10 protein-coding genes and 1 pseudogene are annotated in these 15,803 nt (G+C 68.8%); 5 read left to right on the top strand and 6 right to left on the bottom strand.

Features of this window, described 5'->3' with window-relative positions:
• Position 1: 1 nt before the first annotated feature.
• On the bottom strand, positions 2–1,198 hold the full coding sequence (gene pgfA / locus K9U37_RS02130) for a cell envelope lipid trafficking protein PgfA (protein WP_243070320.1): 1,197 nt from the start codon (positions 1,196–1,198) through the stop codon (positions 2–4).
• Positions 1,199–1,368: 170 nt separating this feature from the next.
• Between pgfA and K9U37_RS02125 the strand changes: the two genes are divergently transcribed.
• Positions 1,369–2,544, top strand: a complete 1,176-nt coding sequence (locus K9U37_RS02125) for an acyltransferase family protein (protein WP_243070319.1) — start codon at positions 1,369–1,371, stop codon at positions 2,542–2,544.
• A 113-nt stretch (positions 2,545–2,657) separates the two neighbouring features.
• On the opposite strand, the gene K9U37_RS02120 is transcribed toward K9U37_RS02125, so the two are convergent.
• Both K9U37_RS02120 and K9U37_RS02115 read right to left on the bottom strand, forming a co-directional pair.
• Positions 2,658–6,935, bottom strand: a complete 4,278-nt coding sequence (locus K9U37_RS02120; protein WP_243073184.1) for an alpha-(1->3)-arabinofuranosyltransferase — start codon at positions 6,933–6,935, stop codon at positions 2,658–2,660.
• Position 6,936: 1 nt separating this feature from the next.
• Positions 6,937–7,110 (bottom strand): DUF2613 domain-containing protein, encoded by a 174-nt coding sequence (locus K9U37_RS02115; protein ID WP_243070318.1) that lies wholly within the window; start codon positions 7,108–7,110, stop codon positions 6,937–6,939.
• A gap of 122 nt (positions 7,111–7,232) precedes the next feature.
• Between K9U37_RS02115 and K9U37_RS02110 the strand changes: the two genes are divergently transcribed.
• Positions 7,233–8,432: a glycoside hydrolase family 3 N-terminal domain-containing protein gene (locus K9U37_RS02110; RefSeq protein ID WP_243070317.1), complete on the top strand. Its 1,200-nt coding sequence runs from the start codon at positions 7,233–7,235 to the stop codon at positions 8,430–8,432.
• A 68-nt stretch (positions 8,433–8,500) separates the two neighbouring features.
• Entirely contained in the window at positions 8,501–9,121 is a 621-nt protein-coding gene (locus K9U37_RS02105; RefSeq protein ID WP_243070316.1) for a TetR/AcrR family transcriptional regulator, read from the top strand.
• Positions 9,122–9,124: 3 nt separating this feature from the next.
• Here the strand turns inward: K9U37_RS02105 and K9U37_RS02100 are convergent, their stop codons facing one another.
• Together K9U37_RS02100 and K9U37_RS02095 are read right to left on the bottom strand one after the other, a co-directional pair.
• Positions 9,125–9,979 (bottom strand): MaoC/PaaZ C-terminal domain-containing protein, encoded by an 855-nt coding sequence (locus K9U37_RS02100; protein WP_243070315.1) that lies wholly within the window; start codon positions 9,977–9,979, stop codon positions 9,125–9,127.
• A 3-nt stretch (positions 9,980–9,982) separates the two neighbouring features.
• Positions 9,983–11,335, bottom strand: a complete 1,353-nt coding sequence (locus K9U37_RS02095) for a 3-oxoacyl-ACP reductase (protein WP_243070314.1) — start codon at positions 11,333–11,335, stop codon at positions 9,983–9,985.
• 141 nt (positions 11,336–11,476) lie between these two features.
• Here K9U37_RS02095 and K9U37_RS02090 point away from each other — a divergent pair, with 141 nt between their 5' ends.
• Together K9U37_RS02090 and K9U37_RS02085 are read left to right on the top strand one after the other, a co-directional pair.
• On the top strand, positions 11,477–12,781 hold the full coding sequence (locus K9U37_RS02090) for an acetyl-CoA C-acetyltransferase (RefSeq protein ID WP_243070313.1): 1,305 nt from the start codon (positions 11,477–11,479) through the stop codon (positions 12,779–12,781).
• 131 nt (positions 12,782–12,912) lie between these two features.
• A pseudogene (locus K9U37_RS02085) lies at positions 12,913–13,906 on the top strand (PE-PPE domain-containing protein).
• A gap of 58 nt (positions 13,907–13,964) precedes the next feature.
• Here K9U37_RS02085 and K9U37_RS02080 read toward each other — a convergent pair.
• Positions 13,965–15,800 carry an acyl-CoA dehydrogenase gene (locus tag K9U37_RS02080; RefSeq protein WP_243070312.1) on the bottom strand — a complete coding sequence of 612 codons (1,836 nt, stop codon included), beginning with the start codon at positions 15,798–15,800 and terminating at the stop codon, positions 13,965–13,967.
• Positions 15,801–15,803 lie beyond the last annotated feature (3 nt).

The raw sequence follows: 15,803 nt of genomic DNA, 5'->3' as shown, positions 1-15,803 counted from the left end.
CTCACCGATCCGGCGGGGACTCCAGATCGGGTCTGGCCGCGGGCAACTTCTCGGTGGCGGCCTCGGCGGCGGGCATCGGCCCGGTCTCGTCCTTACCGAAGAAGCCGTGGTCCGCAGTGTCCAGGCCGGGATCGATCAGAGCCGCCTCGGCGCGCAGGCTGAAGGTGCCCAGCAGCGCCCCGCCGATCAGCGCGACAAGTCCGGCCGCGGTGAAGCTGATCGGCAGCACCCGCGACCACAATCCGATCCGGTCCCGCTCGTCACGGGCTGCGGCCACCTGGGACTCGACGGTCTGCTCGGTCGAGGTGACCTTGTAGTCGGCCAGCGCCATCTCCGGCTTGAGCGGGTCGCGGGCGTAGTAGTGGTTGGCGTGCTCCTGCTCCCGCACGATGGCGCCCGACACCGGGTCAACCCAGAACGTGCGCTGCGCGGCGTAGTAGCGGGTCATGGTGATGGGCTCGTCGGGCGGGCCGGGCAGACCCCACAGCGAGGCCCGCGCCGTCACCTCGCCGTCTTCGTTGTTGTCGTACAGCGAAGCGTATTTGATCGGCTCGACCAGCTTGCCGTCGGCGTCGTAGCCGACGTTCTGGGTGAACCGGTAGGTGGTCAGCCCGTTGACGTCCTCTTCACCGTCGTAGTTGGCGTCGAATGCCTTCTGCGCGATCGGATCGAAATACGGGTAGGTCTTCTTCTCGGTGTTGAACGGGAACCGGTAGGACAGCCCGTCGTGCGGCAGTGCGACGCTCGTCGACGGCTTGGTGTCCTCGATGCTGCGCGGCTTCTGCACCGAGCCACCGGGATGGGTGTCATCGGACACCGCCATCGCCGTGCTTCGGTTGAGGGTCACGGTGTCGACCATGGCCAGCAGCAGACCGTTGTCCTGTTGCTTGTCGGTGCGCCGGACGCTGGTGCCGGCCTGCAGCGTCACCACGTCGGCGTTGGCCGGCGACTCGACGGTGATCTGCTGCTGGGACACCAGCGGGACGTTCTTGTCTATAACGAATCGGTCACCCAGCAGCGAGGCCGGATCCAGCGACGTGCCGGTCCCGTCGCTGACAAGGTTCTCGTCGACGGTCAGCGGAATCTTCTTGATCTTGCCGGAGGTGTAGGTCGTCAACAGCAGCGCGGCGATCAGCAGGGCGGCCCCGAGCCCGATGATGCCGCATGCCGCGATACGCAACATGCCTGCGCGGTTCACGCTGCCGAGGCCTCCTTTTCCCGATCGGATTGTGCGCCGCCTGACGGCGAAGCAAACCGGTCTGACCCTAACAGCAGAAGCCGAGGCGCCGACTCATTAGTTAGAGGTCATCTCCGCTGCGTGGGTGTACCCACTTTCGCCGGTGATCCGTTCACCGGCAGACTGACTGCATGAAACCGGCGGAGCAGGTGGGTGGTACCCGCGGCTTCCTGCCCGCCGTCGAAGGCATGCGCGCCTGTGCGGCCATGGGTGTGGTGCTCACGCACGTCGCCTTCCAGACCGGAACCTCGAGTGGCGTGCTGGGTCGGCTGCTGCATCGCTTCGACCTCGCGGTCGCGGTGTTCTTCGCGCTGTCCGGTTTCCTGCTGTGGCGGGGCCACGCGGCGGCGGCGCGTGGCCTGCGGCACCGCCCGCCGACCGGGCACTACCTGAGGTCCCGGCTCGTGCGCATCATGCCCGGCTACCTGGTGGCCGTCATCGTCATCCTGACTTTGCTGCCGGAGGCCAACCATGCCAGCCCGACGGTGTGGCTGGCCAACCTGACCCTCACCCAGGTTTACGTTCCGCTGACCCTGACCGCCGGACTGACCCAGATGTGGAGCCTGTCGGTGGAGGTGAGCTTCTACCTGGCGCTGCCGATACTGGCGCTGCTGATGCGGCGGCTTCCGGTGCGGGCCCGGGTTCCGGTCATCGCCGTGGTGGCGCTGGCCAGCCTGGGCTGGGGTCTGCTGCCGATCCACACCCCGCAGGGCGTCAACTTTCTGAACTGGCCGCCGGCTTACGCATCCTGGTTCGCGGCGGGCATGCTGCTGGCCGAGTGGACGGTCAGCCCGCTGGGCTGGGCGCACAAGCTGGCCCGCAACCGCTGGGCCATCACCGCCGTTGCGCTGGTGGCTTATCTGATCTCGGCCTCGCCGCTGGCCGGGCCCAAGGACTTGGTGCCGGCCACCCTGGGGCAGTTCGTGGTGCGCACCTCCATGGGAGCGGTCGTGGCCTGGGCCCTGCTGGCGCCGCTGGTGCTCGACCGTCCCGACACCGCCCACCCCGTCCTGGGCAACCGGGTCATGGTGACGCTCGGGCGCTGGTCCTACGGGTTGTTCGTCTGGCACCTTGCCGCGCTGGTGATGGTGTTTCCGATGGTCGGCAAGTTCATGTTCAACGGTGACCTCGTGGTGGTGCTGGTCCTCACGCTGATCTTCGGGTTCGCGATGGCGGCGGTCAGCTACGCCCTGGTGGAGTCGCCGTGCCGCAACGCACTGCGCCGCTGGGAGTACCGCAACCAAGCGCCGGTCCCGCCGCTGGACAGCTCGGTCAGTGACGCGCCTGAACCGGTCATTGCGCGATAAGGGCGAACGCAGCCCACGTTCTCGTCCTGAGTGCCCTCGTCTTGGGCCGCTACATCCCGCGCATCCAGCGGACGGCCGCGCAGACCGCGATCGGTCCGCCGTGTGGCAAGACCTTAGTGGGATGCTGGTGGGGGCTCATCGTTTTCGACAGAAGGCCGAGGTCCGGGCACGACCGATGCGGCCAGCGCCGCCACCGCGATCAGCGCAGGCAGCTGAACCCACGGCGAATGCCCGACATAGCCGTCGACCGAGCGCCAGGGATACCGCGACAGCACCGCACCGGCCAGGATCAGGCCACCCGAGGCCGCCCACAGTGTCGTCCGGTCCCGCAACCGGCGTCGGTCACGCAGCAGGTAAGTCACCGCCAGCGCCCCGCCGAACACCAGCACTCCGCCGATCCCGGCGACGACCGCACCCGCGCCCAGCACCGCCGCGGACGCCACCAGCGGCACCGACCATGGCCGGGCCGGCTCCCGCCCCGACGGCTGACGGCGCGGCGGCACGAGTGCCAGCAGCAGCAACAGCGGCAGCAGCGACAGCCCGGCCGCCAGCCCGGTCCGGTACGCGGCGTTGGACGGGAACGTCAGCGTGATGGTCCCCTGCTCGCCGGCGGGCACCACCCAGCCCTGCTGCCAACCGTTGACGATCACCGGGGTCAGCGTCACACCGTCCGGGGTGTGGGCCACCCAGCCCGGATTGACGCTCTCGGGGACCACCAGCACCCGCGCGATCGGCGCCCGGCCCAGCGCGATCTCGCGGCGGTCGGGACCCCACATCGTGACGTCGGCGGGAGTGGTTGTGGCCGTGTGGATCTGGGCCGCCAGCGGTCCGGCGAGGGCGACGCCGTCGACGATGAAGGCCGAACCCGGGCTGATCAGCAACTCCTGCTTGCCGGCGGGCAGCATGATCGGCGCCGGGTCACACGCCTTGGCCGCGATCGGCTCGCCGTCGAGCAGCGCTCCGACCGTCGTCGTCACCGAGGTCTGCACGAACCGGCCCGACACCGCCACGATCGGCCCCTGTCCGCAGGGAATCTCGATGGTGCGCTTGCTCTCGCGCGACGCGTCGACCGGGGCCGCCGGCTTGCCGTCCGGTCCGAGCACCGCCACCTCTGCCAGCCCTGGTGGCTTGATCTGGTCGAAACCCAGTGCGGTGCGGTCGATTACGTCTTCCCAGTTGAGCAGGCTGATGCGCACGGTGTCGGTGACGCGGGGATGCAGGGCCACCGTCTGAGCGCCGGCGTCGTCGCCCGACTGCAGCCTGCGGACCTGCGGACCGTCCCCGAGGTCGATGGCGACCATGGTCGGATGTGTCGGCAGTGCCGACGAACTCGGGGTGAGCCGCAGCCCGGTTACCTCGGTGGCTTTCGGCAGTGTCACCGTCAGCGTCGGCGCGCTCTTGTGCTGCACCACGTTCTGCGGCGCGGTCCAGGCTGTGCGGGGATCACCGTCGGCGGCCGCATACGCCGATCCGTCGACGTCGATCAGGTCGGAGTCGCCGCGGGCGCGGGTGGTACCCGGCTCGGCGATCAGATCCGCCAGGTGCGGTCCCTGCCGGGCCCGCACCCACACCGTCGCCCCGACACCGATCGGGGTGGGCACGGTCAGCGTGCGGCTGAGGTTCACCGGTTCCTCCGGCGTCTGCGCCATGGACGCTGCGCAGTGCACCCCGTCGGCGGAGTCCGCGCACCCGGGCCGGCCCAGCAGTTCGGATCCCAGATCCCAGGCGGCGACGGCCGACCCCGCCGGCGGTCCGGGCACCATCACGGTGTGGCGCAGGTCGACCGGATGGGCGTATCCCGACGCGTCGTACTGGGTGATCGACAGATCGGTGATGCCGAACTGGACCCCGGAGGAGCCGTCGTCGGTGCCCACTGCGGTGATCCGGACCCAGGAGGTCTCCCCATAGGGCAGGGCCACGGTAAGCGGCTTGCCTGGTTCGTCGAAACGTACTGTGGTGGTGCCGTTTTCGGTGGACACCTGAATCCGCCGGACCTGCGCGCCGACCGCCGTCGCGCTCGGCGTCACGGTCAGCGTCGCATTGGTGACCGGGCGGTCGAAGTCCACCTGGAGCCACTGCCCGACCGCAGGCTGCAGCGAGTTGGACACCCACGCGGTGGCTGAGTCGCCATCGACGGCCGCCGCCGGCCCGCTGGCGGGTGCGACGGTGGGCAGCGCGGTGGAGTCCGATGACGAACTCGAGGCGCTGAGCCGTCCGCCCGACCATCCGCCGTGCACCTGCCGCGCGCCGGGCACCGGGTAGTCGGGGACCCGGTTGAAGGTGTTGCGCCGGTCCCCCTCGGCGCGCGCCGCCGACGAGTGGTCATCGACGCGGCCGTAGTCGGTCTCCCGGTCGACCGGGGTGTCGGTGACGGTGACGACCGGCACGGGCAGGCCCGCACGTTGGGCGTCTGAGGTCAGCAGCATCGGGCCGAGCGGCGGCTGGCCGAGCAGACGCCGTCGCTCGTCGAGTCGCAGCAGCACTTCCGGGCCACCGTCGACCCGGGCCATCCGGCCGGCGTCGGTCAGGTACGGCGCCCCCGGATTGCCTTGGGTGTCAACCCGATAGATCTCCACCGCCGGATACCTCGGGCGCAGTCCGCTGTCGCTGATGAAGCCCGACAGGGTGCCCGGCCCGACCGGCTCGCCGAACTCGGCCACCTTCTGCAGGCCCGGTGAGCCGTCGATAGCCCGGTGTACCAGCAGCGGCCGTACCGACCGCGACGTGTCGGGATCCAAGTCGTTGCGTACCACGACGTATGAAATACCTTGGCGTGCAAGGGTATCCGCCAGGCCTGCGGAGGGGCGGCCCGCCGCGAATAGTCGCTGCACGGAGTCCAGTGCCCGGATGGTCTGCGGCGGGGTCAGCGGAATGGAATCCCTTACCCCCCAGGGCCCCTCGCTGAGCACCTGCAGCGGTTCGTCGTGGCTGTTGCCCCATACCTGGGTGGCGAAGGGGGCGCCCGGCGCGACGAGGACGCGCCCCGGTGTCGGCTCGCCCTTGTTGTGATCGCCCAGCCAGGACGCGGCCTGGTGCCAGTAGTCCGGGATCGCGCGGAACGCGCCGGGCGGCGCCAGCCGGCCGGTCCAGGCCATCGAGGTGGCCACCGCGAGTGCGGCAAGCACGACGATGCCGACGGCCACCCGCTTGTCGTCCTCCGGGTGCGCGAAGGCCCGCATCCACACCGGTCGCGGTGCGCTTCCGGGCAGTGGAACGCGACTCAGTAGGTGTGCCACCCCGAGCACCAGCGGGATGCGGATCACCGGCTCGAGCTTGTGCACGTTGCGCAACGGCGCGCCCGCCGCGTCCAGGAATGCCTGCACCTCGTGCGCAAGCGGGGAGCCGAGGCCGCCGGAGTAGCCCACGCCCAGCAGGACCACCCCGATCAACAGCATGGTGACCAGACGTCCCCGCGCAGGCATCGAGCGCAGCGCGAGTCCGGCCATCCCGCCCGCGGCGACCAGCGTGCTGGCCAGCACCAGGACCGGCTGGGTCACCAGTGAGGTGGCGGCGGTGGCGTTGGGCGCCACGAACGGCGTCCAACTGTCGGTGCCGCGCAGCATCTCGGTCAACGAGGTCCACTGCGTGGTCACCCCGGAGGATTCGATGAAGTCCAGGAACGGCGGGCTGATCCGGCCGAGCAGCAGCAGGGCCACCACCCACCAGGTGACCGCCAGTGCCGAGGCCAGCGCCCACCACGCGCTGAATCGCCACCACGTCCGGTTCGGCCGGTGACAGGCCCACCAGATCACCGCCGGCAGGCAGCCGGTGAGGGTGGCCACCGCGTTGACCGCGCCCATCAGTGCCAGGGCGATACCGGCGCGGGCCGCCAGCACCCGCAGCGACCGCTGATTTCCGTTGAGCGCCAATATGACCGGCAGCAGCACCCAGGGCGCCAGCATCATCGGAAGCGTCTCCGACGAGATGGAGCCCAGCGTCGTCAACACCCGGGGCGACAGCGCGAACGCCAGGGCGCCGATCACCCGCGACGGCGTGGTACCGATGCCCAGCGCCTCGGCCACCCGCAGCAGACCCCAGAAGCCGGCGGTCAGCAGCAGCGCCCACCACAGCCGCTGGGTGATCCAGCCCGGTATGCCGAGGGTATCGCCGAGCAGGAAGAACGCTCCGTGCGGGAACAGGTAGCCGTATGCCTGGTTCTGCGCCTGACCGAACGGCAGGTCGCTGTTCCACAGGTTGGCCGCACGCGCCAGGAACCGCAGCGGGTTGGCGGTCAGGTCGAGCTTGGTGTCGGGGGAGATCATCCCCGGTGACTGGGCGAAGCACAGCGCCAGCGCGGCGGCGAAGACGACGCCCAGCCAGCGCCGGCGAAGCGGCGGGAGGGTGACGGGTGCCTCCGGGACCGCGGGGGAGGCAGCGGCGAGCGTGCTCAGGCTAGCCGCGGTTGCCGTACTCGACGCGGTTGAGTACCGACGATGCCGGGTCGCCCGGCGACAGCGGCGGCTTGGTGTCCTGCTGGATCATCAGCGTCACCCCGAAGATCGCGGCGGCTCCGAGCAGCAGACCGACCACGACGCTGGCGGCGGCGGGAACCACGAACCGGGTCATGATCGGGGTCTCCTTGGCTGGCGTACGGAACGGGAGGATCGCTTCGGGGGGTACCCGCTGGTCAACCTAGCACGCCTCGAACCGCGGTTGGACGACGGCGGCGGCCATGACAGCATGTCCGGATGGTCAGACGCCCGTTCTCGTCGCGCGGATTCGCCGCCATCTCGGCGCTGCCCCTGCTCCTGGTCGGCTGCTCGGCTACCGCCATCACGAGTGCCCCGTCGTCCTCCGCGCCGGCCAGCTCGTCCTCGGCGGCCAGCGTCGCCCCGCTGGCCGGACCGGTTCCGGCACCGGCCGCGCCGGCGCCGCCGATGTGTGGTGATCCGACCACGCTGCCCGCCCGCGACAAGCTCGCCCAGCTGCTGATGGTCGGCGTCCGCGACGCCGCGGACGCCCGCGCGGTGGTGGAGGGCTATCACGTCGGCGGCATCTTCATCGGCAGCTGGACCGACTTGTCGATGCTGACCGACGGCTCGCTGCCCGACATCGCCAACGCCGGCCCACTGCCGCTGGCGGTCAGCGTCGACGAGGAAGGCGGCCGGGTGTCCCGGCTGTCGTCGCTGATCGGACCGGCCCCGTCGGCTCGCGTGCTCGCGCAGAGCCAAACACCCGACGAGGTCTACCAGCTCGCATTGGCGAGGGGCCAGAAGATGAAGGGCCTCGGCATCACCATCGACTTCGCGCCGGTGGTCGACGTCACCGCCGCCGCCGACGACACCGTCATCGGCGACCGGTCCTTCTCCGACGACCCCGCGGTGGTCACCACCTATGCCGGCGCCTACGCCCGCGGCCTGCGTGAGGCGGGTCTGCTGCCGGTGCTCAAGCACTTCCCCGGCCATGGCCACGGCTCGGGTGACTCGCACACCGCCGGGGCGGTCACCATCCCGCCGCTGTCGGAACTGCAGAACAACGACCTGATTCCGTATCGCACCCTGACCGCGGACGCTCCCGTCGCGGTGATGATCGGCCACCTCGAGGTGCCCGGCCTCACCGACGGCACACCGGCCAGTCTCAGCCCGGCGGCGGTGAACCTGCTGCGCAGCGGCGGATACGGCGGCCCCGGCTTCAACGGCCCGGTGTTCACCGACGACCTGTCCAGCATGGCCGCCATCTCCTCGCACTACGGAGTTGCCGAGGCGGTGTTGCGGGCCCTGCAAGCCGGTGTCGACCAGGCGCTGTGGGTCACCACCGACGAGGTCCCGGCGGTGCTCGACCGGCTGGAGAAGGCCGTCAACGGCGGCGAGCTGTCGTTGCAGGCGGTCGACGGCTCGGTGCTGCGGATGGCGGGCGTCAAGGGCCCCAGCCCGCGCTGCGGCGGCTAGCCTTTTAGGGGATCGGCGGGCAGGAGCGAAGCGACCCGGGGATCTGCACAGCGGCGAGAGGCGACGACATGGCAGGTGGCACCAAGCGGTTGCCTCGTGCCGTGCGCGAGCAGCAGATGCTCGACGCCGCCGTGCAGATGTTCTCGGTCAACGGCTATCACGAGACGTCGATGGACGTCATCGCCGCCGAGGCGCAGATCTCCAAGCCGATGTTGTATCTCTACTACGGCTCCAAGGAGGAGCTGTTCGGCGCCTGCCTGAGCCGCGAGCTCAGCCGCTTCATCGAGGCAGTTCGCGAGGACATCGACCTCAAGCAGAGCCCGCATGATCTGTTACGCAGCACCATCCTGTCGGTGCTGCAGTACATTGACGCCAACCGGGCGTCGTGGACCGTGCTCTACACCCAGGCCACCAGTTCGCAGGCGTTCGCCCACACCGTGCGCGAGGGCCGCGAGAAGATCATCGACATGGTGGCCCGGCTGCTGGAGGCGGGCACCCGCCATCCCGAGCCCGACACCGACTTCCACATGATGGCCGTGGCTCTCGTGGGTGCGGGCGAGGCCGTCGCGGCCCGGGTCAGCGCCGGCGACGCCGACGTCGACGAGGCGGCCGCGCTGCTGATCAACCTGTTCTGGCGCGGACTGAAGGGTGCGCCGGCCGAGAAGGAAACCTCCTCGGCCACGGCCTGATCGCTACAGGCTCCGCACCGTCGCTGTGAGATGCGGGTAGCCCTTTGCCAGGTTGCGCAGCGCGATGTCCCACCCGTCGGCCACCCGGTCGACGTAGAGCCCGGCGCTGGCCGGCAGGACCACCGGCTTGCCGAACTTCACCGAGTACCGCACCGCGTCGGGCAGCTGGCCTTCGACGTTGGCCAAAACGGCTGCAGCGCTGAATATTCCGTGTGCGATGACAGTCGGAAACCCGAACAGCTTGGCACCGATCGCGTTGGTGTGGATCGGGTTGTGGTCGCCGCTGACCGACGCGTACTGCCAGATCTGGCCGGGCGTGATCCGCAGAATGGCGTTGGGCGGCGGCAACTTCGGCTGCTTGGGCGGCTCGGGCCGAGCCTCGCCGGACAGGCTGGTGCGCTGTTGGTGCAGGAACGTGGTGACCTGGTGCCAGGCCAGCTCGTTGCCGACGTGGACGTCGGTGACCAGATCGACCAGCAGGCCCTTGCGGTGCTCACGCAGGTTCTCCGCGTGCACCTTGACACCGACGGTGTCGGTGACAGCAATCGGCCGGTGCTGGGTGATGTGGTTCTCCACGTGCACCGCACCCATTGCCGCGAACGGGAAGTCGAATGCGGTCACCAGCTCCATGACCGAGGGGAAGGTCAGCGCGAACGGGTAGGTCAACGGGACGGTGTCGCCGTAGCGCAGACCCGTGACCGCCGCGTAGGCGGCGACGTTGGAACGGTCGATCGACAGTTCGTCGACGGTCAGCGTCCGTGAGGGAAGGCTGTCGCCGCGCGGGATGAACGGCAGCGCTCCCGCCGCCGCCCGCAGCATGTTGCGCCAGCCGCTCGGTTGTTCGGTCACAGTACTCATAGGTTATGCCCCCAGCATGGCCTGGCCGCACACCCGGATCACGTTGCCGGTCACCGCGTTCGACGCCGGGCTGGCGAAGTAGGCGACGGTCTCGGCCACGTCGACGGGCTTGCCACCCTGGTGCAGCGAATTGAGCCGGCGGCCCACCTCCCGGGTGACCAGCGGGATCGCCGCCGTCATCGCGGTCTCGATGAAACCAGGGGCGACGGCGTTGATCGTGATGCCCTTCTCCGCGAGGGACGGTGCCAGCGCCTGGGTGATACCGATCATCCCGGCCTTGGTCGTCGCATAGTTCGTCTGCCCCCGGTTGCCGGCGATGCCGGCCATCGACGACAGCCCGATGATCCGGCCGCCCTCGCCGATACTGCCGTTGGCCACCAGGCCCTCGGAGAGGCGTTGCGGGGCAAGCAGATTCACGGCGATCACCGCGTCCCAGCGGGCGTCGTCCATGTTGGCCAGCAGCTTGTCGCGGGTGATTCCGGCGTTGTTCACCAGGATGTCGGCCCGGCCGTCGTAGTGCTCACGCAGATGTGCGGTGATCTTCTCCACCGCGTCCGCGGCAGTGACGTCCAGCGGCAGCGCGGTGCCGCCCACCCTGGCCGCCGTGTCGGCCAGCGCATCATGGGCGGACTCGACGTCGATCGCGACGACCCGGGCCCCGTCGCGGGCGAACACCTCGGCGATGGTGGCGCCGATGCCGCGCGCTGCGCCGGTGACGATTCCCACCTTGCCCGCCAGCGGCTTGTCCCAGTCAGCCGGCGGGGTCGAGTCGGCCGCGCCGACGTAGAACACCTGGCCGTCGACGTAGGCCGACTTCGCCGACAGGATGAACCGCATCGTCGACTCGAGACCTGTCGTAGCGGGTTCGGCCGCCGGGGACAGATAGACCAGGGCGGCGGTGGCGCCGCGGCGCAACTCCTTGCCCAGCGAGCGGGTGAAACCCTCCAACGCCCGCTGGGAGATCCGCTCGTCGACACTGGCGGCCTCGTCCGGGGTGGTGCCGACCACGACGACGCGGCCCGACGGTCCCAGGTTGCGCAACACCGGGGTGAAGAACTCGTAGAGACCGCGCAATGCGACTGGCTCGGTGATGCCGGTGGCGTCGAAAACCAGGCCGCCGAACGAGTCGGCCCAACGCCCGCCCAGGTTGTCGGCCACCACGTTGTAGTCCTCGGCCAGCGCCGCGCGCAGCGGTTCCACCACACGGCCGTCGCCGCCGATCAGCAGCGAGCCAGCCAGCGGCGGCTCGCCGGGCCGGTAGCGACGCAGGGTCTCCGGCTGCGGGACGCCCAATTGTTTGGCCAGAAACGAGCCGGGACCGGAGTTGACGACTTGAGAGAACAGGTCGGAAGCCACGAAAGCGCCCTTCGAGTTTGGGTTGCCAGGGAGACCGGGAACGAACTTACTCGAGAGTAAGGACATGGGTAGTATGGGTGTGCTGTACCCATTATGGGTGTCCTACACCCATCCGGAACCGACGACACAGCGGAGATTGACGTGGCCTCCAACAGTCATAACCCTCGCAGGGTTGCCGTCCTCGGGGGCAACCGCATCCCGTTCGCCCGCTCGGACGGCGCGTACGCCGAAGCCTCCAACCAGGACATGTTCACCGCCGCACTCGACGGCCTGGTGGACCGGTTCGGCCTTGCCGGCGAGCGCCTCGGCGCGGTGATCGGCGGTGCGGTCGTCAAGCACAGCCGGGACTTCAACCTGATGCGCGAGAGCGTTCTGGGCAGCGCACTGTCGCCCTACACCCCCGCCATCGACCTTCAGCAGGCCTGCGGCACGGGATTGCAGGCTGCCATCGCCGCGGCCGACGGGATCGCCGCGGGCCGCTATGAGGTCGCCGCCGCCGGCGGCGGCGACACCACCTCCGACGCGCCGATCGGGCTGGGCGACAACCTGCGCCGCACCCTGCTGGGGCTGCGCCGGGCCAGGTCCAATGTCGAGCGCTTGAGGTTGATCGGCAAGCTGCCCGCCGCCCTTGGTGTGGAGATTCCCGCCAACGGCGAGCCGCGTACCGGCCTGTCGATGGGCGAGCACGCGGCAATCACCGCCAAGCAGATGGGCATCAAGCGCACCGATCAGGACGCGTTGGCCGCAGCCAGCCATCGCAACATGGCCGCCGCCTATGACCGGGGATTCTTCGACGACCTGGTGACCCCGTTCCTGGGCGTCTACCGCGACAACAACCTGCGGGCGGACTCCAGCGCCGAGAAGCTGGCCAAGCTCAAGCCGGTGTTCGGCGTCAAGAACGGCGACGCCACCATGACGGCGGGTAACTCCACGCCGCTGACCGACGGCGCCTCGGTGGCCCTGCTGGCCAGCGAGGAGTGGGCCGAATCACATTCATTGACCCCGTTGGCCTACTTCGTGGACTCCGAGACCGCCGCGGTGGACTACGTCAACGGCGCCGACGGCCTGCTGATGGCACCCACCTACGCGGTGCCGCGACTGCTGGCGCGCAACGGCCTGAGTTTGCAGGATTTCGACTTCTACGAGATTCATGAAGCCTTCGCATCGGTCGTGCTCGCACACCTGCAGGCCTGGGAGTCCGAGGAGTACTGCAAGGAACGTCTTGGTCTCGACGCGGCGCTGGGCAGCATCGATCGGTCCAAGCTCAACGTCAACGGGTCCTCGCTGGCTGCAGGCCACCCCTTCGCCGCGACCGGCGGCCGCATCGTCGCTCAGTTGGCCAAGCAGCTCGCCGAGAAGAAGGCCGAGACCGGTCGGCCGGTGCGCGGACTGATTTCGATCTGCGCTGCCGGCGGCCAGGGCGTGACGGCGATTCTAGAGGCCTGAAAATTCGCGAAAAACAGGCTTTCGCGAGTTTGTAACGCGCTCGGTCGGGTACTCGATGTATCGGATAGCTCCGTGTTGCCGTCTGACCCCCCGACCCGACGACAACACGGAGCATCCTCGTTCTTCGGGTCATGTTGACACGGAGTCCGGCCCGAGGACCTGAAAATGGTCTCCTATCGACGTGGCTGTTGTGGTTGACTCTCCCGCTAGTACGCTTTCTGCCCTGGCAGGGGGCCGTCGCCCGTGGCTGGCAGCAGCGCCGGCGAGGAGCACGGGGATTCGTTTTCTTACTGGTTGCTGACGGCACCTTCGGTACGTCCGATCAATTGCTCGGCGGCGCCTACAAGAACGACCCCTTGACCACGATCGACTATCCGGGGTCGATCTGGCCGATCACCGGGCCGTTCGACCCGACTCTCGGCGAGTCGATGGGAATCGGCACCACAAGGCTGGAGACGGCCGCCAAGAACACCGCGGGGCCGATGGTCATCATCGGCGCCTCGCAGGGGGCGATGGTGGTGCAGCAGGCCGAGGTCGACTTGAACAACGACCCCAGCATCCCCTCCGACACCACCTTCATCCTGATCGCCGACCCGAACTTCGGTCTGGGGCGGGCGTTGCAGGGCATCTATGTTCCCGGTTTCAACTACACGCCGGCCCGATCCCATCAAGCAGCCCTTGAACCTGTTGACCGACCTGAACGCGCTCATGGGCACCGCGTACGTCCACCCGTATGCCCAGAACGCGGACCTGTCCACGGTTGCCCCCGAGGACATCACCACCACGACCAACAGCCAGCAGGGCACCACCACGATCTACCGCGTCCCGACCGAGCAACTGCCGCTGACCATGCCGTTGCGCCAGTTGGGGGCGCCCAACGCCGTCGTCGACCAGATCGACGCGCCGCTGCGTCCGATCATCGACCAGGGGTACGCCGATCCCCAGCCACGGCAGGCGCGGACACGCCCGTCGCATCCGGTGTCGGCGGTCCGCGGCGCGCAGCCCAGTCCGCAGTTGGCCGCCGCGCCGGTGCACTCGCTCCGTGCGGCCGTCGCCGGCGGGGTGGCCAAGGCCACGAACCGGTCTGACGGTACCGCCCACCGCCAGCGCACACCCAGGTCTTGACGAAACGCCAACGGGGCCCCGAGACCGAAAGGTCCCGGGGCCGTTGCGCTTTGATGGTTTAGAAGGCCGCTTCGTCGAGCTCCATGATCTCGTTGTCGATCGTCTCGATCACCTGACGCGTGCTGGTCAGCAGCGGCAGGAAGTTCTTGGCGAAGAACGAGGCGACGGCGATCTTGCCCTCGTAGAACGAGCGGTCGGCACCGGTGGCACCACCGTCGAGAGCCGCGATGGCAACCGCAGCCTGACGCTGCAGCAGCCAGCCGATGACCAGGTCGCCGACGCTCATCAGGAAGCGCACCGAGGCCAGGCCCACCTTGTAGATGGACGAGGCGTCCTCCTGCGCGGCCATCAGGTAGCCGGTCATCGAGGCCGCCATGGCCTGGACGTCCTCCAGCGCCTTGGCCAGCAGTTCGCGCTCGGTCTTCAGGCGGCCGTTGCCCGACTCGTTCTTGATGAACTCACCGATCTGGCCGGCGACGTAGCCCAGCGCAACACCCTTGTCGCGGATGATCTTCCGGAAGAAGAAGTCCTGCGCCTGGATGGCGGTGGTGCCCTCGTAGAGCGAGTCGATCTTGGCGTCGCGGATGTACTGCTCGATCGGGTAGTCCTGCAGGAAGCCGGAACCACCGAAGGTCTGCAGGCTCTCGGTGAGCTTGGCGTAGGCCTGCTCGGAGCCGACACCCTTGACGATCGGCAGCATCAGGTCGTTGACCTTGACCGCTAGATCGGCGTCCACACCCTGAACCGCCTTGGCCACCGCGGTGTCCTGGTAGGTGGAGGTGTAGAGGTACAGCGCCCGCAGACCCTCGGCGTAGGCCTTCTGGGTCATCAGGCTGCGACGCACGTCCGGGTGATGAGTGATGGTCACGCGCGGCGCGGCCTTGTCGGTCATCTGGGTCAGGTCGGCACCCTGCACACGCTCCTTGGCGTACTCCAGAGCGTTGAGGTAGCCGGTGGAAAGCGTGGCAATCGCCTTGGTGCCCACCATCATTCGGGCCTGCTCGATGACGTCGAACATCTGCGCGATGCCCTCGTGCACCTCGCCGACCAGCCAGCCCTTGGCCGGGATGCCGTGCTGGCCGAAGGTCAGCTCACAGGTGGCCGAGATCTTCAGGCCCATCTTGTGCTCGACGTTCGTGACGAACACGCCGTTGCGCTCGCCGGGTGCGCCGGTCTTGGAGTCGAAGAGGAACTTCGGCACGATGAACAGCGACAGACCCTTGGTGCCCGGGCCTGCGCCCTCGGGGCGGGCCAGAACCAGGTGCAGGATGTTCTCGAACATGTCGTCGGAGTCGGCAGAGGTGATGAAGCGCTTGACGCCGTCGATGTGCCAGGAACCGTCGTCCTGCTTGACGGCCTTGGTGCGACCGGCGCCGACGTCAGAGCCGGCGTCCGGCTCGGTCAGCACCATGGTCGAGCCCCAGCCGCGCTCGGCAGCCTTGATCGCCCACTTTTTCTGCTCCTCGGTGCCGAGGTGGTAGACGATCTGGGCGAAACCGGCGCCGCCGGCGTACATCCACACCGCAGGGTTGGCGCCGAGCACGTGCTCGTGCAGGGCCCAGACCAGAGTCTTGGGCATCGGCATGCCGCCGAGCTCTTCATTGAGGCCGACCTTGTCCCAGCCACCGTCGATGAAGGCCTTTACCGACTTCTTGAACGGCTCCGGCAAGGTCACCGAATGGGTGTTGGGGTCGAAGACCGGCGGGTTGCGGTCACCCTCGACGAAGGAGGCTGCCAGCGGACCCTCGGCCAGGCGGGCCATCTCACCGAGCATCTCGCGCACGGTGTCGGCGTCGAGATCGCTGTACTCGCCCTGGCCCAGTGCCTTGTCGACACCGAGAACCTCGAAAAGGTTGAACTCTTGGTCACGTACGTTGCTTTTGTAGTGGCTCACTGT

The sequence above is a fragment of the Candidatus Mycolicibacterium alkanivorans genome, from assembly GCF_022760805.1.
Taxonomy (GTDB): domain Bacteria; phylum Actinomycetota; class Actinomycetes; order Mycobacteriales; family Mycobacteriaceae; genus Mycobacterium; species Mycobacterium alkanivorans.
Note: the sequence above shows the minus strand (reverse complement) of the source record. Positions and strands in the feature narration are given on the sequence as shown.

What these genes read in the sequence shown, in the direction of transcription:
- K9U37_RS02125 (WP_243070319.1), top strand. Translation starts at nt 1,369, where the DNA reads ATGAAACCGGCGGAGCAGGTGGGTGGTACCCGCGGCTTCCTGCCCGCC.
- K9U37_RS02115 (WP_243070318.1), bottom strand. Translation starts at nt 7,110, where the DNA reads ATGACCCGGTTCGTGGTTCCCGCCGCCGCCAGCGTCGTGGTCGGTCTG.
- K9U37_RS02110 (WP_243070317.1), top strand. Translation starts at nt 7,233, where the DNA reads ATGGTCAGACGCCCGTTCTCGTCGCGCGGATTCGCCGCCATCTCGGCG.
- K9U37_RS02105 (WP_243070316.1), top strand. Translation starts at nt 8,501, where the DNA reads ATGGCAGGTGGCACCAAGCGGTTGCCTCGTGCCGTGCGCGAGCAGCAG.
- K9U37_RS02100 (WP_243070315.1), bottom strand. Translation starts at nt 9,979, where the DNA reads ATGAGTACTGTGACCGAACAACCGAGCGGCTGGCGCAACATGCTGCGG.